The 17,822-nt window shown below is 66.8% G+C and carries 20 protein-coding genes; 8 read left to right on the top strand and 12 right to left on the bottom strand.

Translation table 11 applies throughout. The features are described 5' to 3' along the window. Window positions 1-110: 110 nt before the first annotated feature. Entirely contained in the window at window positions 111-602 is a 492-nt protein-coding gene (locus tag RIN18_RS01180; RefSeq protein ID WP_309102101.1) for an MFS transporter permease, read from the bottom strand. A gap of 109 nt (window positions 603-711) precedes the next feature. On the opposite strand from RIN18_RS01180, the gene map reads away from it, so the two are divergent. Continuing rightward, the gene (map, locus tag RIN18_RS01175; RefSeq protein ID WP_309102120.1) at window positions 712-1,494 is read left to right on the top strand and encodes a type I methionyl aminopeptidase; all 783 of its coding nucleotides are present in this window, start codon (window positions 712-714) and stop codon (window positions 1,492-1,494) included. A 4-nt stretch (window positions 1,495-1,498) separates the two neighbouring features. Here the strand turns inward: map and RIN18_RS01170 are convergent, their stop codons facing one another. Continuing rightward, entirely contained in the window at window positions 1,499-1,948 is a 450-nt protein-coding gene (locus tag RIN18_RS01170) for a pyrimidine dimer DNA glycosylase/endonuclease V (protein ID WP_309102100.1), read from the bottom strand. A gap of 96 nt (window positions 1,949-2,044) precedes the next feature. Between RIN18_RS01170 and RIN18_RS01165 the strand changes: the two genes are divergently transcribed. Further along, window positions 2,045-2,638: a histidine phosphatase family protein gene (locus RIN18_RS01165; RefSeq protein ID WP_309102099.1), complete on the top strand. Its 594-nt coding sequence runs from the start codon at window positions 2,045-2,047 to the stop codon at window positions 2,636-2,638. A 28-nt stretch (window positions 2,639-2,666) separates the two neighbouring features. Here the strand turns inward: RIN18_RS01165 and trmD are convergent, their stop codons facing one another. Genes trmD through rpsP form a run of 4 tightly spaced genes read right to left on the bottom strand, consistent with a single transcriptional unit; the run spans window position 2,667 to window position 4,677 of the window. Then, on the bottom strand, window positions 2,667-3,377 hold the full coding sequence (trmD, locus tag RIN18_RS01160; protein WP_309102098.1) for a tRNA (guanosine(37)-N1)-methyltransferase TrmD: 711 nt from the start codon (window positions 3,375-3,377) through the stop codon (window positions 2,667-2,669). 19 nt (window positions 3,378-3,396) lie between these two features. After that, entirely contained in the window at window positions 3,397-4,026 is a 630-nt protein-coding gene (rimM, locus tag RIN18_RS01155) for a ribosome maturation factor RimM (protein WP_309102097.1), read from the bottom strand. After that, the gene (locus RIN18_RS01150; protein WP_309102096.1) at window positions 4,010-4,240 is read right to left on the bottom strand and encodes an RNA-binding protein; all 231 of its coding nucleotides are present in this window, start codon (window positions 4,238-4,240) and stop codon (window positions 4,010-4,012) included. The genes rimM and RIN18_RS01150 overlap by 17 nt, the downstream gene beginning before the upstream one ends. A 5-nt stretch (window positions 4,241-4,245) precedes the next feature. After that, on the bottom strand, window positions 4,246-4,677 hold the full coding sequence (rpsP, locus tag RIN18_RS01145; protein WP_309102095.1) for a 30S ribosomal protein S16: 432 nt from the start codon (window positions 4,675-4,677) through the stop codon (window positions 4,246-4,248). 209 nt (window positions 4,678-4,886) lie between these two features. Between rpsP and RIN18_RS01140 the strand changes: the two genes are divergently transcribed. After that, window positions 4,887-6,050 (top strand): glutamate--cysteine ligase, encoded by a 1,164-nt coding sequence (locus RIN18_RS01140; protein WP_309102094.1) that lies wholly within the window; start codon window positions 4,887-4,889, stop codon window positions 6,048-6,050. A 7-nt stretch (window positions 6,051-6,057) separates the two neighbouring features. Here the strand turns inward: RIN18_RS01140 and RIN18_RS01135 are convergent, their stop codons facing one another. Beyond that, a complete protein-coding gene (locus RIN18_RS01135; protein WP_309102093.1) occupies window positions 6,058-7,032 on the bottom strand; it encodes a sugar-binding domain-containing protein in 975 nt (324 codons plus the stop codon). Between the two features lie 85 nt (window positions 7,033-7,117). Between RIN18_RS01135 and RIN18_RS01130 the strand changes: the two genes are divergently transcribed. From RIN18_RS01130 to glpK, 3 genes are all read left to right on the top strand, one after another. Further along, complete coding sequence (locus RIN18_RS01130; protein ID WP_375163475.1) at window positions 7,118-8,845, top strand: glycerol-3-phosphate dehydrogenase/oxidase; 1,728 nt, start codon at window positions 7,118-7,120, stop codon at window positions 8,843-8,845. Between the two features lie 92 nt (window positions 8,846-8,937). Next, complete coding sequence (locus RIN18_RS01125; RefSeq protein ID WP_309102091.1) at window positions 8,938-9,690, top strand: MIP/aquaporin family protein; 753 nt, start codon at window positions 8,938-8,940, stop codon at window positions 9,688-9,690. Between the two features lie 22 nt (window positions 9,691-9,712). Continuing rightward, on the top strand, window positions 9,713-11,227 hold the full coding sequence (gene glpK / locus RIN18_RS01120; protein ID WP_309102090.1) for a glycerol kinase GlpK: 1,515 nt from the start codon (window positions 9,713-9,715) through the stop codon (window positions 11,225-11,227). 65 nt (window positions 11,228-11,292) lie between these two features. Here the strand turns inward: glpK and RIN18_RS01115 are convergent, their stop codons facing one another. The 3 genes from RIN18_RS01115 to RIN18_RS01105 all read right to left on the bottom strand — a co-directional run bounded on the left by RIN18_RS01115 (window position 11,293) and on the right by RIN18_RS01105 (window position 14,620). Then, window positions 11,293-12,210 carry a hypothetical protein gene (locus tag RIN18_RS01115; protein ID WP_309102089.1) on the bottom strand — a complete coding sequence of 306 codons (918 nt, stop codon included), beginning with the start codon at window positions 12,208-12,210 and terminating at the stop codon, window positions 11,293-11,295. Window positions 12,211-12,391: 181 nt separating this feature from the next. Further along, window positions 12,392-13,951: a signal recognition particle protein gene (gene ffh, locus RIN18_RS01110; RefSeq protein WP_309102088.1), complete on the bottom strand. Its 1,560-nt coding sequence runs from the start codon at window positions 13,949-13,951 to the stop codon at window positions 12,392-12,394. Window positions 13,952-14,032: 81 nt separating this feature from the next. After that, window positions 14,033-14,620 (bottom strand): TetR/AcrR family transcriptional regulator, encoded by a 588-nt coding sequence (locus RIN18_RS01105; RefSeq protein ID WP_309102087.1) that lies wholly within the window; start codon window positions 14,618-14,620, stop codon window positions 14,033-14,035. Between the two features lie 98 nt (window positions 14,621-14,718). On the opposite strand from RIN18_RS01105, the gene lipB reads away from it, so the two are divergent. Next, window positions 14,719-15,372 (top strand): lipoyl(octanoyl) transferase LipB, encoded by a 654-nt coding sequence (lipB, locus tag RIN18_RS01100; RefSeq protein ID WP_309102086.1) that lies wholly within the window; start codon window positions 14,719-14,721, stop codon window positions 15,370-15,372. Then, on the top strand, window positions 15,369-16,358 hold the full coding sequence (gene lipA, locus RIN18_RS01095) for a lipoyl synthase (protein ID WP_309102085.1): 990 nt from the start codon (window positions 15,369-15,371) through the stop codon (window positions 16,356-16,358). Before lipB ends, lipA begins: the two co-directional genes overlap by 4 nt. A 6-nt stretch (window positions 16,359-16,364) precedes the next feature. Here the strand turns inward: lipA and RIN18_RS01090 are convergent, their stop codons facing one another. Together RIN18_RS01090 and ftsY are read right to left on the bottom strand one after the other, a co-directional pair. Continuing rightward, entirely contained in the window at window positions 16,365-16,865 is a 501-nt protein-coding gene (locus RIN18_RS01090) for a DUF2004 domain-containing protein (protein ID WP_309102084.1), read from the bottom strand. A 44-nt stretch (window positions 16,866-16,909) separates the two neighbouring features. Beyond that, window positions 16,910-17,782 carry a signal recognition particle-docking protein FtsY gene (ftsY, locus tag RIN18_RS01085; RefSeq protein ID WP_309102083.1) on the bottom strand — a complete coding sequence of 291 codons (873 nt, stop codon included), beginning with the start codon at window positions 17,780-17,782 and terminating at the stop codon, window positions 16,910-16,912. Window positions 17,783-17,822 lie beyond the last annotated feature (40 nt).

Here is a 17,822-nt window from a genome sequence, read left to right as displayed (position 1 = left end):
TGAGAGCGTGCCGTACGGCGCAAGCGCGTCCGCGGGCTCCCCTGAGGCAGAGCCGGTCACGGCACAACGGTCCATTCTGTCACGGATCCGGCGAACGGCCAAAACAGCGATCAGCCGTCGGCGCCCGGCTTCTCGCGGATGATGAACACCTCGTCGTCTGTCGCGACCCGCGACCGTGCATCGACGGATGAAGCCGTCGCCGTCCTGGCGAAGAACCTCACGGTGCCACCCCCGCCCTTGGCTTCGCTCCACAATTGCCAGAGCATCAGCCAGAACATCGCAAGCCCGGTGGCGATCGCACCCGCGAGCAGGAGGCCGAACCACTGCTGGGGAAAGAACCCGATCGCGATCGTGAGGCCGTGCCAGAGCGTGAACCCCGCCACATCCCACCACGACACCGCGCGGCTGGCGCGGACGGACGGGCGGGACCGCACGAGGAGGGTGAGCAGGAGCTGCCCGACGAAGACGGAGGGCATCGCGATGATCAGCAGCAGGAAAGCCCACCCGCCGGCACCGGTCACGCCCCAGCCGATCAGCAGCCACAGCGGCAGCAGGAACGCCGCCGGAAGAAGCCAGCGGAAGAAACCCTCGCGCAACCACATACCGCGATGCTACGCCGCGCGGGTCGCGGCGAAGCGGGATTTCGCTGAGAGCTTCCGGTCAACCGGGGCGTGAGGATCGGGGAGAATGGGTGAGACGAGAGGACACCTGATGATCGAACTGCGCACCCCTGCCGAGATCGACGAGATGCGCGCGGCCGGGCGCTTCGTCGCCGAGACTCTGGCGACGCTGCGCGACGAGACGAAGGTGGGCACCAACCTCCTGGCAATCGACCGCCGAGCGCATGACATGATCCGCAAGGCGGGTGCGGAGTCGTGTTACATCGACTATCACCCCTCGTTCGGTGCGAGTCCGTTCGGCAAGGTGATCTGCACCTCGGTGAACGATGCGGTGCTCCACGGGCTCCCCCACGACTATGTGCTCCGCGACGGCGACCTCGTCACTCTCGATTTCGCTGTCGCCGTCGACGGCTGGGTCGCGGATTCCGCGGTCTCCTTCATCGTCGGTTCCCCTCGTGATGAGGATCTGCGTCTCATCGACACCACCGAGCGTGCGCTCGAAGAGGCCATCGCGAGCTCGGTCGTCGGCAACAGGATTGGCGACATCTCGGCGGCCATCGCCGCCGTCGCGCACGCCGAGGGCTACTCGATCAACACGGACTTCGGTGGACACGGCGTCGGGCGCACCATGCACGGCGACCCCCATGTCGCCAACGACGGCCGTGCCGGCCGCGGGTTCCCGCTGCGGGCGGGCCTGGTCCTCGCGCTCGAACCGTGGTTCCTCGCCACGACCGACGAACTGATCACCGATCCTGACGGCTGGACCCTGCGCAGTGTCGACGGTTCGCGCGGCGCGCATTCCGAGCACACGATCGCGATCACCGAGGACGGACCGATCATTCTCACCGACCGCTCGTTCCTCGGCGTGAACTGATCCTTCACGACTCTTCCACCGCACCGGCGCGCTCCCACGCGGCGACAGGCCCAGGGACGGCCCGGAACAGCGGATGCGGCTCGGGCATGGCGAGGTGCGACCAGCGTGCGGCGTCCTTGGGGCTCCGGTCGGTGAGCTTCGCCATGAGATGGCTCCACTCGAGCACGAGCTGCCCCTCGGTGACCTCGATGATCTCCGCAGCCGCCCCGGAGAGCCGTATGCGAGCGCGATCGAAGCGGTACCCTCGCGCGTCGGCCTCGACGGCGACGCTCTCGAGATAGGCGCAGATCGCGTCGACGGGATGAGGGTGTGTGCGGAAGCGCTCGAGCTGCGGATGACGCGTGTAGCCGCGCGTGCGACCGGCCAGCACGGCTTGCGCGAGCAGCGCCTCTCGCCAGCACGCGACCAGGCCCTGCCTGTCGAGGTAGCGGGGGTGGAGCGACCATATCCTCATGCGTGCGGCACACCGTCGATCATCTCCCAGACGCTACCAGCGGCGGCCGTGCAAGCCGACGAGACGAGCGCGTCCGCCGTGTGTCATTCTGAGTCCATGATCCCGCAGGACCGCCACGTTCCGGATCGCGTGTACCTCGCGCGGCACGGTCAGACGGTGTGGAACCTCGAGCACAGACTTCAGGGCCAGCTCGACTCGCCTCTCACCGAGGAGGGCGTCGCTCAGGCCGAGGCGATGGCCGAGAGCCTGGTTTCCGCCGGGATCAGCACCATCTGCTCGAGTCCGCTCGGGCGCGCCCTGCGCACCGCCGAGATCATCGCCGAGCGCCTGGGCGCCGAGCTCATCGAGATTCCCGAGCTCGCCGAGGTGGATCATGGCGCGATGGCGGGGATGACGTGGGACGAGATCGATCTCGCCTTCCCCGGTGCGCGTGAGGAGCGCGCGGCCAATCGCTACGGCTGGGCGTTCCCGGGCGGTGAGAGCTATGCGCAGGCGAGGGGCCGGGCGCGCAAGGCGCTCAGCAGCTGCGGATGGTCATCGACCGGCGCTCCGCTGCTCGTCTCGCACGAGATGATCGGGCGGATGCTGCGCGCGGAGCTCCGCGGTCTCAGCCCGGCGCAAGCACTGGCGCTGCGGCATCCGCAGAACGTGATCTTCGAGATCGATCACGGGGTCGAACGGCTGCTCTAGATCAGCAGACGCGGATCGGATGCCGCACCTAGGAGTGCGGGTGATCTCCGGCCTCAGGCGGCAGAAGGTCGGGGCGCCGACGTCGAGTCCGCTCGATCTGCTGCTCCCGTCGCCACGACGCGATGGCACCGTGATTTCCACTGAGGAGGACGGCGGGCACCTCTCGCTCCCGCCAGACGGACGGTTTGGTGTACGAGGGGTACTCGAGCAACCCGTCCTCGTGGGACTCCTCGACGAGGCTCTCGGGATTGCCGACCACACCGGGAATGAGCCGGCCGATGGCCTCGATCATCGCCATGGTGGCGACCTCTCCCCCGTTGAGCACATAGTCGCCGAGGCTGATCAGCCTCACATCGCCGAGTGTGGCCGCGTACTCGAACACCCGTTCGTCGATGCCCTCGTAGCGGCCGCAGCCGAAGACGAGGTGTTCGCGCGCCGACAGCTCCCGCGCCGTCGCCTGGGTGAAGAGCTCCCCGGCCGGCGAGGGGAAGATCACCGTCGGCCGCTCGGAGCCTTCGGTGACCTCGTCGAGTGCGAGTCCCCACGGCTCCGGCTTCATGACCATTCCGGCGCCACCGCCGTACGGTGTGTCGTCGACGGTGCGGTGACGGTCGCTCGTCCACTCCCGAAGGTCCCGCACCCGCAGGTCGAGGATGCCGGCATCCTGCGCCTTGCCGAGCAAGGAGAGCGCGAGGCCGTCGAAGTACGACGGGAAGATGGAGAGGACGTCTATGCGCACGGCTGCACCGTATCAGCGGTCACGCGGAGGCTTCGGGATCCGAGGTGTCCGACGATGCGTCATCACTCTCGGGAAGCTCCTCGAAGAGTCCGGGCGGAGGCGTGACGATCACGCGGCCGGCCGCGACATCGACGGTGGGGACGATCGCCTGCACGAACGGGACCATGACTTCGCGCTCGGTGCCGACGGGCGACACCGGATTCACGATGAGGAGATCCTGCGCGGGGAAATGCTCGACGCGCACGACGCGTCCGACGACGCTCTCGCCCCGCACGACGTCGAGGCCGACCAGCTGGTGGTCGAACCAGGCGTCGTCCTCGACCTCGTCGACATCCTGATCGATCCAGAGGATCGCACGGACGAGGCTCTCGGCCGCCGAACGGTCATCCACATCGTCGAAGAAGACGACGGGGTTGCCGTTCATCACGCGATACTCGCGAACGGCGATCTTCTTGCCGTGCCACGGAGATGCCTCCGGCACCTGCAACGTGAACTCGGCCCCGGGCACGAAACGCCGTTCGGGATTGTCGGTGTACAGCTCGAGCTTGAGCGCGCCCTTCAGCCCGTGTGCCTTGACGAGACGGCCGACTCGCAGCTGATTCTTGCCCTGATTTCGTTCTTTCGGCACCACGTCAGTCGTCCGCGACATCGACGCGCACGCGACGCCCATCGGCCAGAGCGGAGATGAGCGTGCGCAATGCCTTCGCGGTGCGGCCGCCGCGCCCGATCACGCGCCCACGATCGTCGGGGTGCACGCGCACCTCGAGAAGGTCGCCTCGTGGCGATGTGGATGCGTGGATCTGGACATCGTCCGGGTGATCGACGATCCCCTTGACGATGTGTTCGAGCGCGGCGGCGAGCACGACGATTACTCGGCGTCGGCTGCGGGAGCCTCAGCGGCCTCCGCGTCGGCCGTGGCGGGGGCCTCCTCTGCGGGAGCCTCCTTCTTCTCCGCCTTCGGCTTCACGACGGACTTCTTCTTCGTGTCGGGCTCGAACGCGGGCTTGGGCTCGGCCACCTTGAGGGTGGACTTCGCGTCGGCGTCGCCCTTGAACGTGCCCCAGTCACCGGTGATCTTGAGGATCGCGGCGACCTGCTCAGTCGGCTGAGCGCCGACGGAGAGCCAGTACTGCGCACGCTCGGAGTCGACCTCGATGAAGGAGGGCTCCTCGGTGGGGTGGTACTTGCCGATCTCTTCGATCACACGACCGTCGCGCTTGGTGCGCGAGTCGGCGACGACGATGCGGTAGTAGGGCGCACGGATCTTGCCCAGGCGCTTGAGACGAATCTTGACAGCCACGATTCTCCTGAATTGTGTGGAAGGAAACGAACCGATCGCCTGGAGAGTGGGGTGCACACCCGGCGGAAGCTCAAATATGGAGGACGCGAGCTGGATTAGAGGGTCGAGCACGTCGTCCGACCCTCTATTCTGCCAGATGCACGCGCCAGGACGAAACGCGGCGACAACGGCCTTGCGGCATCGCGGCGCGTGCGTGCCAGACTGTGCGAGTGAAACTCGAGTTCGCTCCCTCCGCCCGGTCCACCGTCGGCGTGGAATGGGAGATCATGCTCGCCGATCCGGCGACCGGTGACCTCGTCGGTCGTGCGCCGGAGCTGCTCGCCGCGCTCGAGCAGGAGAGCGAGAGTGAGCGCCACACCGTCACCGGCGAGCTGCTCACGAACACGATCGAGGTCACCAGCGGGGTCGGCGAGACCGTGGCCCACGCCATCGACGACATCGCCCAGGCGATCACCGCCGTCAGGGCGGCCACCGATCCCGCCGGCATCGAGCTGCTCTCCGCGGGGAGCCACCCCTTCGCGCAGTGGTACGACCAGCAGGTCAGCGACAAGACCCGGTATCACACGCTGATCGAGCGCACCCAGTGGTGGGGGCGCAACATGATGATCTGGGGCATCCATGTGCATGTCGGCGTGGAGGATCATCGCAAGGTGTTCCCGATCATCAATGCCCTCACCGGATTCCTTCCGCACCTCCAGTCTCTGGCCGCCTCGAGCCCGTTCTGGGCCGGTGAGCGCACCGGATACGCGTCCAATCGTGCGCTCGTCTTCCAGCAGCTGCCGACGGCAGGGCTTCCCTGGCCGCTGCAGGACTGGTCGCAGTTCGAGACGTACCTCGACGACATGGTGCGCACCGGCGTGATCGCAGACGCGACCGAGGTGCGGTGGGACATCCGCCCGGCGCCTCGGTGGGGAACCATCGAGGTTCGTGCCTGCGACGGGATGTCGACGCTGCCGGAACTGGCAGCCGTCGCCGCGCTCGTTCAGGTGCTCGTCGAACACTTCTCCCGCAACCTCGACGAGGGGATCCCGCTCCCGCAGCTCCCCTCCTGGTACCACCGCGAGAACAAATGGCGTGCGGCCCGGTACGGGCTCGACGCCCGGATCATCGTGAATGCCGAGGGCGCCCAGCTTCCGGTGCGGGAGCACCTGAACGAGATCCTCTCCGAACTTGCGCCGGTCGCGGCGGCCCTCGGCTGCGCACGAGAGTTCGGGAGCATCGCCACGACGCTCGATTCCGGCGCGAGCTACGCCAGGCAGCTGGCTGTCGCAGACGCGTCCCACGGGGATCTCGGCATGGTCGTGCAGCACCTGATCCGGGAGTTCCGGTCCGGCCCGGAGTCGTCCGTCGACGACGCACGCTCGGGGGCCTGAGGCGCGCTCAGCCCTCCTCGAGAAGCTGACGAGCCAGACCCTCGTCCAGCACGACATCGGTGATCAGCTCGGCGGCGATCGCCGCTCGGAGGCTGACGAGCTTCGGAATGCCGGAGACGACGCACACCCGGCGCGGCACTCTACGCAGCCGATCGAGCCCCGGCCCTGTTGCCCGCGCGTTGACACGGATGTCCTTCCAGGTGCCGTCGGCGCGGAAGAACACCGTAGCGACGTCCCCGATCGCTCGGTCCTCACGGAGGCTCCGGTAGTCCTCGCGTCCGAGATAGCCGCCGACGTACACGCGACTGGGCACCTCGGCGGCCGGGGACCCGAGGCTGAACACCGCGATGTCCATCTTCGATTGCAGATCGAGCACCCGCAGCGTACTGCGCTCGCGCCACATGGCCTCGCGCGTCGACGGATCATCGAAGAACGCCGGCACGGGGAACTGCTGCACCTGAGCGCCGAAGGCACTGCCGAAGCGCTGCAGGATGTCGCTGGAGTACTCCACACCGCTCGTCTGCGTGTTCCCGGCCCCGTTGAGCTGCACGAACGTGGTGTTGTGCGTCTCCTTCTGCGTCAGCCCGCGGCTGACGGCGCTGATCGTGGACCCCCAGGCAACGCCGATGATCATGTTCGAGTCGACGAACTGCGACAGGAGCCGACCGGCGGTGAGGGCGACGCGCTCGAGTCGCTCCATCTCACTGACGATCTCCGGCATGGGCACCACGTGCGCCGAGACACGGAACCGATCCCTGATCCGCTGCTCGAGCATGCCGAGCCGTTCGAGCGGCGAGTTGATGCGGATGTCGACCAGTCCGCTCTCCCGCGCGAAGCTCAAGAGGCGTGAGACCGACGACCGCGACGTTCCCAATTCCTGCGCGATCACCTCCATCGTCTTGTCCTGCATGTAGTAGAGCTGTGCCGCGGTGAGCGCCGCGATCAGCTTGGCCTCACGTGGTCTCGCGTCCGAGTCGACCATGACGACCTCCTTCACGCCGATCTTTGCACATATGTGCAGTGAGCTTGCGCGCAATAGTCGCGCGGGTCGATGCTGGTTCGCAAGTATGGAAGAGAGGTCGAGGGTGATCGAGTCGACACACTCATCGAAGGAGCGCACCGAGGTGCGCGAGGTTCGCGAATCGGGGCGCACGTCGGTCCTGGTCATCGGCGGAGGAATCAACGGGATCTCGACGTTCCGCGATCTGGCACTGCAGGGAATCGACGTCGTCCTGGTCGAACGCGGCGACTTCGCATCCGGCACGTCTGCGGCCTCCAGCCACATGATCCATGGCGGCATCCGCTATCTCGAGAACGGCGAGTTCCGGCTCGTCCGCGAATCCGTGCAGGAACGCAACGGTCTCCTGCGGATCGCGCCCCACTACGTCAAGCCTCTCGAGACCACCATCCCGATCTATTCGACCTTCTCCGGCATCCTCGCGGCGCCGCTGCGCTTCCTCACGCACAAGAGCGGCAAGCCCCAGGAACGCGGTGCCTTCCTGATCAAGGTCGGCCTGATGATCTATGACACGTTCTCCCGCGACGGCGGCACCGTGCCCCGCCACCGGTTCCTCGGCAAGAAGCGCTCCCTCGCAGAGCTTCCTGATCTCGATCCGAACATCAAATACACGGCCACGTACTACGACGCGTCGATGCACGATCCTGAGCGGCTCGCCCTGGACGTGCTCCAGGATGGCCGGGCCGCACACGCCGGTGCCCACGCTCTCAACTACGTCGAGGCGATCGCCCGCGACGGCGACAAGGTCGTCCTGCGCGATCGCGAGAGCGGCACGGAGTTCACTGTCGCCGCCGACGTCGTCGTCAATGCCTCGGGCCCGTGGACCGACCTCACCAATGGTGCGCTCGGCGTCGACACCCGCTACATGGGCGGCACCAAGGGATCGCACATCGTGCTCGACCACCCCGAACTCCTCGACGCGACGCGCGGCAGGGAGATCTTCTTCGAGCACTCCGACGGGCGGATCGTGCTCATCTATCCCCTCAAGGGCAGGGTCCTGGTCGGCACCACCGACATCGACGCCGACCCGGGCGAGATCGCGGTGTGCACGGAGGAGGAGGTCGACTACTTCTTCGATCTCATCCACCATGTGTTCCCGCAGATCGACGTGTCACGCGAGCAGATCGTCTTCCGCTTCTCCGGCATCCGCCCGCTCCCCCGCCATGAGGACACCGCTCCCGGATTCGTCTCCCGCGATTACCGCATCGAAGTCGACGAGAAGGGTGACGTGCCGCTGGTGAGCCTCGTCGGCGGCAAGTGGACAACGTTCCGCGCCCTCGGCGAATCCCTCGCGAACGTCGTGCTCGGACTGCTCGACCGCACGCGGAGAGTGTCGACCGCCGGCGCTCCGATCGGCGGTGGCCGCGACTTCCCGCGAACGACCAAGGCACGCCGGATCTGGATCGAGGAGAACCTCACGGGCGCCGGCGAACGCGCCGGCAGGCTCCTCGCCCGGTACGGCACCAGGGCGGCCGACGTGTGGGCCTTCATCTCTCAGGGCGAGGACGCCCCGCTGGCCGACGGTGATCTGTCGACCAGGGAACTGGCATGGATGGTCGAGAACGAGATGGTGGCCCGCCTCGAGGATGTCGTCATGCGCCGCACCAGCATCGCCTTCCTCGGCAACGCGACAAGCGAAGTGCTCGACGATGTGGCCGAAGCGATGGCTCCGCTCCTAGGCTGGGACCGTGCTCGCCTCGACGCCGAACTCGACCAGACGCGGCGGCTGCTCAACGAACGACATGGACTCGTTCTCTCGTCCCGCACCCGCGGCTGACGAGGGATACGACCGTCGCCCTCCTCGCGACGTTTTTCCAACCCGGTGGCACGGCAGAGGGGCCGTGACACGTAAGAAAGGTCAATGAAGACATGGCTGATGTCAATCTCGGTCTCTACTTCCTGTCGGAACTGGTGGGCACGGCGATGCTCATCCTGCTCGGTTGCGGCGTCGTCGCCAACGTCGCTCTGGCGAAGAACAAGGGCTTCGGCGGCGGCTTCCTGATGGTCAACTGGGGGTGGGGACTCGCGGTGTTCGCCGGTGTCCTCGTCTCGGCGTACTCGGGCGCGATCCTGAACCCCGCGGTCGGCATCGGTCTGCTGGTCGCAGGGACGATCGACTTCCCGATGTTCCTGGTAGCCACCGGCGCAGAGCTGCTCGGTGCGATCATCGGTGCGGTCGTCGTCTGGGTCGCCTACAAGCAGCACTTCGACGAGGAGCCTGATCCCGCCAACAAGCTCGGCGTGTTCTCCACGGGTCCCGCGATCCGCTCCTACGGATGGAATCTCGCCACCGAGGTCATCGGCACCTTCGTGCTGGTCTTCGTGATCCTCGCCTTCGCCGACTACGGTGACATCGAAGTCGGAGTCCCCGGAGGCCTCGGACCGCTCACCGCCCTTCCGGTCGCTCTGCTCGTCGTCGGTATCGGCGCCTCGCTCGGTGGTCCCACCGGCTACGCGATCAACCCGGCACGTGACCTCGGACCCCGCATCGCCCACGCGATCCTCCCGATCCAGGGCAAGGGTTCGAGCGACTGGTCGTACTCCTGGGTGCCGGTCGTCGGCCCCCTCATCGGTGGCGCACTCGCTGCCCTCGCGGCATCCGTCCTGCTGCACCTCGCCTGACCCGATTCAAAGGAGAACCACCATGGCTGACTACATCATCGCCATCGATCAGGGAACGACGTCCAGTCGCGCGATCATCTTCGACAAGAAGGGCAGCATCGTCGAGTCCGGGCAGAAGGAGCACGAGCAGATCCTGCCGAGAGCCGGCTGGGTCGAGCACGATCCCGCCGAGATCTGGCGCAACGTGCAGGAGGTGATCGGACTGGCGCTGAGCCGTGCCGATCTCACCCGCCACGACATCGCCGCCGTCGGGATCACCAACCAGCGCGAGACCGCGGTGGTCTGGGACAAGACCACCGGAAAGCCGGTGTACAACGCGATCGTCTGGCAGGACACCCGCACGCAGGAGATCGTCGACCGTCTCTCTGCGGACGGCGGAGGCGACCGCTTCAAGGACGTCGTCGGCCTGCCGCTGGCGACGTACTTCTCGGGAACGAAGATCACGTGGATCCTCGAGAACGTCGACGGCGCGCGCGAGAAGGCCGAGGCCGGCGATCTGCTGTTCGGCACCACCGACTGCTGGGTGCTGTGGAACCTCACCGGCGGCGTCGACGGCGGCATCCACGCCACCGACGTGACCAACGCGTCTCGCACGATGTTCATGGACCTCGAGACGCTGGAGTGGCGCGACGACATCCTCGAGGCGTTCGGCGTGCCGCGCTCGATGATGCCGGAGATCCGCTCGTCCTCCGAGGTCTACGGCAAGGCGGAGAGCTCCTCTCTGCTGCGCGAGACGCCGATCGCCGGCATCCTCGGCGACCAGCAGGCGGCGACGTTCGGTCAGGCGGCGTTCAACACGGGTGAAAGCAAGAACACCTACGGAACCGGCTGCTTCCTGATCTTCAACACGGGCGAGGAGATCGTCCGCTCGAAGAACGGGCTGCTCACGACCGTGGGCTACAAGCTCGGCGACGGTCCGACGCACTACGCCCTCGAGGGTTCCATCGCCGTCACCGGGTCGCTCATCCAATGGCTCCGCGACCAGCTCGGCATCATCGGCTCGGCCCCCGAGGTCGAGAAGCTGGCCGAGCAGGTCGAGGACAACGGTGGGGTCTACATCGTCCCGGCGTTCTCGGGTCTGTTCGCACCCTACTGGCGCCCAGACGCCCGTGGCGCGATCGTCGGCCTCACCCGCTACGCGAACAAGAACCACCTCGCGCGCGCGGCCCTCGAGGCCGTCGCCTTCCAGACACGCGACGTGCTCGACGCGGTGAACGCGGATGCAGGCGTGGATCTCACGGAGCTCAAGGTCGACGGCGGTATGGTCGCCAACGACGCGCTCATGCAGTTCCAGGCCGATGTCCTCGGGGTTCCCGTGGTCCGACCGGTCGTCGCGGAGACGACCGCGCTGGGTGCCGCGTACGCTGCGGGTCTCGCGGTCGGCTTCTGGGGCGGCCTCGACGACCTGTCCGCCAACTGGCAGGAGGATCGCCGTTGGGAGCCGTCGATGGACGACGCCGAGCGCGACCGCCAGCTGCGGTTGTGGCGCAAGGCCGTCACCAAGTCGATGGACTGGGTCGACGAGGACGTGAAGTGATCTGACGAGGTGAATGCGGGCCCGGGGGATTCCCCCGGGCCCGTTCTCATTCCTCGCGAGGATTTTCAGAAGGCATTGACGGCAGAGAAGAAGGCGCCGGTGCCGTCGACGTTGAGTCTGCCGTCGATGTCCAGCGACGTGACCTGTTCGTAGCCGGCATCACTCCAGTAGAAGACGTCCGGCGAGATTTCGCCGACACCCTGACCGAAGGCACTCTGAGCGAACAGGGACATGTCACGGGCGATGTGGATCGCGCCCGGACTCTCCACGACGTGGAAGGCCAGGTGATGACGCGAGGGCACCGCGAAGAGCACTCCATGCGTCGCCGACGGCATCCCTGCTCGGGTCAAGAGTGCGGGGAGATCGAGAACTCGGCTCGCCATGAACAACGAATCGGTGATCGCGATGGCGAAAGGACCGGATCCGACATCCACCGTCTGGATCTCTCCGAGCGGCTCGGCCGATACGGCGGCGATCGCCGTCTCCCAGAGGTGGCCTGCATCGAACCGGCTCACGATCGCATCAGGAATGGCGGTGGTGGTCTCCGGATAGTCGAGCATGAGAATGGCCTCGAGACCGTTGGCGATCGTCCGCCGATACGTGAACGCGCCGCGGTGACCCTGGGGCAGGTACGTGCTCGGAATGAGGCGTGCTTTCACGAGCGCCAGGACCTCTTCGTCGGACAGGTCTTCGTCCTTGGTTGCGGAGCTGCGGCTCAGAAGCCCCGAGATGTGCCGCTCGACGACCTGTGACCAGTTCTGCTGTGGTTCGAGCTTCACCGCACGTGACAAGTTGTACAGCCCGAATTGAGTTCCGGAAGAGCTCAGCGCGTACTCCCCATGCAGCGTGATGACGCCCTCGGACGCCGGCCACAGTTCTGCGAACAACCGACGGACGAGATCCGCTTCCTCGATCGTCAGGTCGTCGAGGTCGGGGTCGAATTCTTGCGCCGACTTCTTCTTTCCGAATTTCAGGAATCCCACGCCATGCTCTCTCTCAGCGATCGTCGGCAGGAGGAATTCTCGGGCCCGAACTCGCAGCCGCCCCACGGTACCGCAACTCCGGCAGATCGATCGGCCGCCGTGCGCGACACCGTCGTCGCGTCAGAAAACATCATTGGCAAGCACCGCGACGGAGCCTGTGTTCCGCGCTGGGCTCGGGAGATCAGCCCTTGCCGAAGAGCTTCTGGAGCTCGGCGAGGTCGGCCTCCGTCGGTGCCTTCTGTCCGCCCAGACCGAATCCCGAGCCCGTGGGCTGGCCCGACGTGGCGAGGCCGGCGTTCTCGGCGGCCCTCTTCGCGGGGTTGCCGGAACGGGAGGCGCCGGAGGACTTGCCCTTCTTGCCCTTGCTGCGCTTCGTCGACGCACCGGGGCGTCCCATGCCAGGGACGGGTCCCATGCCGGGGATGTTCGGCGTGCCGCCACGGGCGACCGTCTTCATCATCTTCGCCGCCTGCTCGAAGCGCTGCACCAGCTGGTTGACGTCGGTGACCGTCATGCCCGATCCGCGGGCGATGCGCAGTCGACGCGATCCGTTGAGCAGTTTCGGGTTCCGCCGCTCCGACGGCGTCATCGAGCGGATGATCGCTTCGGTGCGGTCGATCTCGCGGTCGTCGAAGTCCTCGAGCTGCTGCTTCATCTGCCCCATGCCGGGAAGCATCCCGAGCATCTTCTTCATCGACCCCATCTTCTTCATCTGCTGAAGCTGGTCGAGGAAGTCCTCGAGTGTGAAGGCCTCGGTCGCGAGCTTCTCGGCCATCTTCGTGGCCTCTTCCTCATCGAACGCCTGCTGCGCCTGCTCGATGAGGGTGAGGATGTCGCCGAGGTCGAGGATGCGGCTCGCCATGCGGTCGGGGTGGAAGGGCTCGAGGTCCTCGAGACGCTCGCCGGTCGACGCGAAGATGATCGGTCGGCCGGTGACGGAGGCCACCGACAGTGCCGCGCCACCACGTGCGTCGCCGTCGAGCTTGGAGAGGACGACACCGGTGAAGTCGACGCCCTCCTGGAACGCCTTGGCCGTGTTGACGGCATCCTGACCGATCATCGCGTCGATGACGAACAGGACCTCGTCCGGATCGACGGCCTTGCGGATGTCGGCCGCCTGCTTCATCAGTTCGGCGTCGACGCCGAGGCGCCCCGCGGTGTCGATGATCACTACGTCGTGCTGCTGGCGACGCGCGTGCTCGACGCCGTCTCGCGAGACCTTGACCGGGTCGCCGACGCCGTTGCCGGGCTCCGGGGCGAAGACGGTGGCACCCGCCTGCTCTGCGACCACCTGAAGCTGGTTGACGGCGTTGGGTCGCTGCAGGTCGGCGGCGACGAGAAGAGGGGTGTGCCCCTCCCCCTCGAGCTGCTTGGCGAGCTTGCCGGCGAACGTCGTCTTTCCCGATCCCTGAAGACCGGCGAGCATGATGACCGTCGGGGCTGTCTTGGCGAACCGCAGTCGGCGCTGCTCGCCGCCGAGGATCTTGACGAGCTCCTCGTTGACGATCTGCACGACCTGCTGCGCGGGATTGAGCGCCTTGTTCACCTCGTCACCGAGGGCGCGCTCGCGCACCTTCGCGGTGAACTCCTTCACCACGACGAGGGCGACGTCGGCGTCGAGCAGGGCCCGGCGGATCTCGCGCACCGTGCCGTCGACGTCGGCGGCGGTGAGCTTTCCCTTCGTGCGCAGATTGCGGAAGGTCTCGGTGAGCCGATCGGAGAGCGTGCCAAAGGTAGCCATGGTGCCCACAATCTTACGCGAGCGGAGCCTCCACGCTCAGCGCTGCTCGCAGCTGCTCCCGCGCGCTGGTGGCGACCGAGCTCAGATCGCCCAGGGAAGATCGTGGATCGTGCCGAGGGCGTCGCGCAGCACGGATTCCACGGAAACCTGCCCCGCCCCCTGCTCCGCCCAGACCCGCAGCGACGACAGCACGGCGGCCGCGTGCGCCGCCCCGAGGATGTCGGCGCGGATCACATCGATACCGGACGCGCGCGCGGCCTCTGCGACAGCCGAGGACAGGCGGGCGTGGCGCAGCCCCGTGTCTCGCACCAACTCCCCCTCGAGCCCCATCGCAGCCGCGTTGCGCAGCGCCAGGGCGAGAGCATCCGGGGTGAAGTCACGGACGATCAGGAGCAGGATGCCGCGGACGTCGTCGCCTGCCGCCTCCGTCCCGAGTGCGGCCAGAGCGTCGATCGCCCGGCCGATGCGCTCGTCCAGTCCGGACCAGAGCACATCGCTCTTCGAGGAGAAGTAGTTGAAGAAGCTCGAGCGGCTCACCCCGGCGCGTTGCGTGATGTCCGCGACTGAGGTCGCATCGTAGCCCCGCTCGAGGAACAGTTCGCAGGCGGCCTCCGCCAACGTCTCCCTCGATGACACTTTGGGGCGTCCCGCGCGCGATTCTCCGACCATCCCTTCACGCTACCGCGCGGCGCGCTCCGCACGACCTCGGACTGCGAGATGTATTGTTAGACTGCATCCAACTAATCGATGAAAGCGGGCTCCCGAGCATGCTCGACATCCTCAACGCCGGCCTCGCGCCGCAGTTCGTCCCGTACGGCGACGGCTGGGGCCTTCAGCGACGCGTACACGCCGACGTGGTCGCGGGCACACGCGCCGACACGCTGATCCTTCTCGAGCACGAGGCCGTCTACACGGCAGGCAAGCGCACCGAGCCTCAGGAGCGCCCGCACGACGGCACGCCGGTGATCGATGTCGACCGCGGCGGCAAGATCACCTGGCACGGGCCCGGTCAGCTGGTGGGATATCCCATCGTGCGTCTCCCCGAGCCGATGGACGTCGTCGCCCATGTGCGCCGACTCGAACGAGTGCTCATCGAGGTGCTTCAGCCATTGGGCGTCGACGGCTATCAGGTCGAGGGGCGCAGCGGCGTGTGGGTGCGGCGCCCGCTCTCCGAAGACAAGGTCGCCGCGATCGGCGTGCGCGTGCAGCAGGGCGTGACCATGCACGGCTTCGCGATCAACTGCAACAACTCTCTCGCCGGATTCCGCGGCATCATCCCGTGCGGGATCACGGATGCCGGAGTCACGACCGTCAGCGAGATCATCGGCGCTGACATCGGCCCCACCGACATCCTGGCCGGCGTCATCGACGCTTTCACCGATGAGTACGCGTCCGCCGAATACAGAGGAGTTCCCGCATGACCGCTGCTCCCGAAGGACGCAGGCTCCTGCGCCTCGAGGTTCGCAACGCCGAGACCCCCATCGAGCGCAAACCCGAGTGGATCAAGACGAAGGCCAAGATGGGACCGGAGTACACGGCGCTTCACTCACTCGTCAAGAGCGAGGATCTGCACACGGTGTGCCAGGAGGCGGGGTGTCCCAACATCTTCGAGTGCTGGGAGGACCGCGAGGCGACATTCCTCATCGGTGGATCGCAGTGCACGAGACGCTGCGACTTCTGCCAGATCGACACCGGCAAGCCGGACGCGTACGACATCGACGAACCGCGCCGCGTCGCCGAGAGCGTGGCCCGTATGAATCTGCGCTACGCCACGGTCACGAGCGTCGCGCGCGACGACCTGCCTGACACGGGCGCCTGGCTCAACGCTGAGACGGTGCGCAAGATCCACGAACTCAACCCCAACACCGGCGTCGAGCTGCTCGCCAACGAGCACAACGCCGACCCTGCGTTCCTCGGTCAGATCTTCGACGCGCGACCCGAGGTGTTCGCGCACAACGTCGAGACCGTTCCGCGCATCTTCAAGCGGATCCGCCCGGCGTTCACCTACGAGCGTTCACTGAGCGTGATCACGCAGGGGCATCAGGCGGGGCTCATCACCAAGTCGAACCTCATCCTCGGCATGGGCGAGGAGCCGGAAGAGGTCATCCAGGCGCTCAACGACCTGCACGAGGCCGGCTGCGACATCATCACCATCACGCAGTACCTTCGCCCGACGCCGCGGCACCTTCCCGTCGCGCGCTGGGTCAAGCCCGCCGAGTTCGTCGAGTTCAAGGAAGAGGCCGAGCGGATCGGATTCCTCGGCGTCCTCGCCGGCCCGCTGGTTCGTTCGTCGTACCGGGCGGGACGCCTGTGGGCGCAGTCGATGGCGTCGAAGGGGCGTCCGATCCCTGCTCACCTCGCTCATATCGCTGAGGGCGCTGACCTCGGTTTCGCGCAGGCGGTCTGACCCGGGTCAGTCGGCGCTCATCACCGACTGCACGCTGCCGTCGGATCCCAGGTTCACCAGCAGGACGTCGTCGGTGGAGTCGGCGTCGAGCGCGTACTCGAGGACGGCGAACGGCTCCGAGCCGCCGTGCTCGTCGGCGAGGATCGTCATGCTCATGAGCCGCAGCGACCGGATGATGTCGACGGCCGGGTCGCCCGAGACGTCGACGAGGACCTCGGGCAGGTCATCACCGTAGACCTCCTGCTGCTGCAGGATGTACTCGGTCACCTCGCTGGTGCGATCGTCGACTTCGGAGAGCATGCCGCGACGCGCGGTGGCATCCACGCTCTCCAAGCCGGCGATGAGTGATGCGGCGATATCGAGCGCGTCAGGAGAGACGTCATCCTGATCCGGGGCGGTGAGGTCGACCGTGACCGACTGGTCACCGAGCTCCACGGTCTCCGACCAGAAGATCGAGCCGTCGGGGCCCGACGACAGGAGCCCGAAGTAGTCGTGTTCGATCGCCATAACGCTATGAAACCAGCCTTTCGAGGGGCGCGATAGCCCTGTCGTCATCCGACGAGGTTGGACACGAAAACGTGCGGGGTGAAACCGGTGAGATCGTCGATCCCCTCACCCTGCCCGAGCAGCTTCACGGGGATGCCGGTGCGCTCCTGCACGGCCAGCACGAAGCCGCCTTTTGCGGACCCGTCGAGCTTGGTGAGCACGAGTCCTGTCACCCCGGCGTGCTCGAGGAAGGCCTGCGCCTGCATCACGCCGTTCTGACCCGTCGTCGCGTCCAGAACCAGCAGCACCTCGCTGATGGGCGCCTGCTTCTCGATGACACGGCGGATCTTGGACAGCTCGTCCATCAGTCCACCCTTGGTGTGAAGGCGTCCCGCCGTGTCGATGATCGCGATCTCGATGCCCTCGCGCTGCGCGTATTCGATGGTCTGATAGGCGACGGATGCCGGATCCTGCCCCTCCTGCTGGGGGCGGACGATGGCCGCCCCGCCCCGCTGCGCCCAGGTGGCGAGCTGGTCGACGGCGGCCGCGCGGAAGGTGTCCGCCGCACCGACGACGACGCTGCGCTGATAACCGCGCAGGAACTTCGTGAACTTCCCGATCGTCGTCGTCTTGCCCACGCCGTTCACCCCGACGACGAGAACGACCGCCGGGCGCTCGGTGAGCTTCAGCGTCGTGTCGAACTTCGCGAAATGCTCCTCGAGCGTCTCGCGCAGCATCCGCTGGAGGTCTTTGGGATCGGTCGTGCGATACCGGTCGACCTTCGCCCGCAGCTCCTCCACGACGCGCTCGCTGATGTCGGGTCCGAAGTCAGCGGTGATCAGCGCCGTCTCGAGGTCCTCCCACGTCGTCTCGTCGATGGTGGGCTTGACGAACATGCCGCGCAGCGCGCGGCCGAGGGACCAGGACTTCTCCGCCATGGCACCAGCCTACGTGCCGCCCGATGCCCCGCGATGCAGG

The sequence above is a fragment of the Microbacterium sp. genome, assembly GCF_031179285.1.
Classification (GTDB): domain Bacteria; phylum Actinomycetota; class Actinomycetes; order Actinomycetales; family Microbacteriaceae; genus Microbacterium.
The sequence above is the reverse complement of the archived record's forward strand: the minus strand, read 5'-3'. Positions and strand labels throughout refer to the sequence as shown.

Coding starts and splice junctions, on each gene's coding strand:
- ftsY (WP_309102083.1), bottom strand. CDS start 17,782: ATGGCGGAGAAGTCCTGGTCCCTCGGCCGCGCGCTGCGCGGCATGTTC.
- RIN18_RS01135 (WP_309102093.1), bottom strand. CDS start 7,032: ATGGTCGACTCGGACGCGAGACCACGTGAGGCCAAGCTGATCGCGGCG.
- RIN18_RS01170 (WP_309102100.1), bottom strand. CDS start 1,948: ATGAGGATATGGTCGCTCCACCCCCGCTACCTCGACAGGCAGGGCCTG.
- map (WP_309102120.1), top strand. CDS start 712: ATGATCGAACTGCGCACCCCTGCCGAGATCGACGAGATGCGCGCGGCC.
- ffh (WP_309102088.1), bottom strand. CDS start 13,951: ATGGCTACCTTTGGCACGCTCTCCGATCGGCTCACCGAGACCTTCCGC.
- RIN18_RS01165 (WP_309102099.1), top strand. CDS start 2,045: ATGATCCCGCAGGACCGCCACGTTCCGGATCGCGTGTACCTCGCGCGG.
- rimM (WP_309102097.1), bottom strand. CDS start 4,026: ATGTCGCGGACGACTGACGTGGTGCCGAAAGAACGAAATCAGGGCAAG.
- glpK (WP_309102090.1), top strand. CDS start 9,713: ATGGCTGACTACATCATCGCCATCGATCAGGGAACGACGTCCAGTCGC.
- RIN18_RS01180 (WP_309102101.1), bottom strand. CDS start 602: ATGTGGTTGCGCGAGGGTTTCTTCCGCTGGCTTCTTCCGGCGGCGTTC.
- RIN18_RS01105 (WP_309102087.1), bottom strand. CDS start 14,620: ATGGTCGGAGAATCGCGCGCGGGACGCCCCAAAGTGTCATCGAGGGAG.
- RIN18_RS01125 (WP_309102091.1), top strand. CDS start 8,938: ATGGCTGATGTCAATCTCGGTCTCTACTTCCTGTCGGAACTGGTGGGC.
- lipA (WP_309102085.1), top strand. CDS start 15,369: ATGACCGCTGCTCCCGAAGGACGCAGGCTCCTGCGCCTCGAGGTTCGC.
- lipB (WP_309102086.1), top strand. CDS start 14,719: ATGCTCGACATCCTCAACGCCGGCCTCGCGCCGCAGTTCGTCCCGTAC.
- RIN18_RS01130 (WP_375163475.1), top strand. CDS start 7,118: ATGGAAGAGAGGTCGAGGGTGATCGAGTCGACACACTCATCGAAGGAG.
- RIN18_RS01090 (WP_309102084.1), bottom strand. CDS start 16,865: ATGGCGATCGAACACGACTACTTCGGGCTCCTGTCGTCGGGCCCCGAC.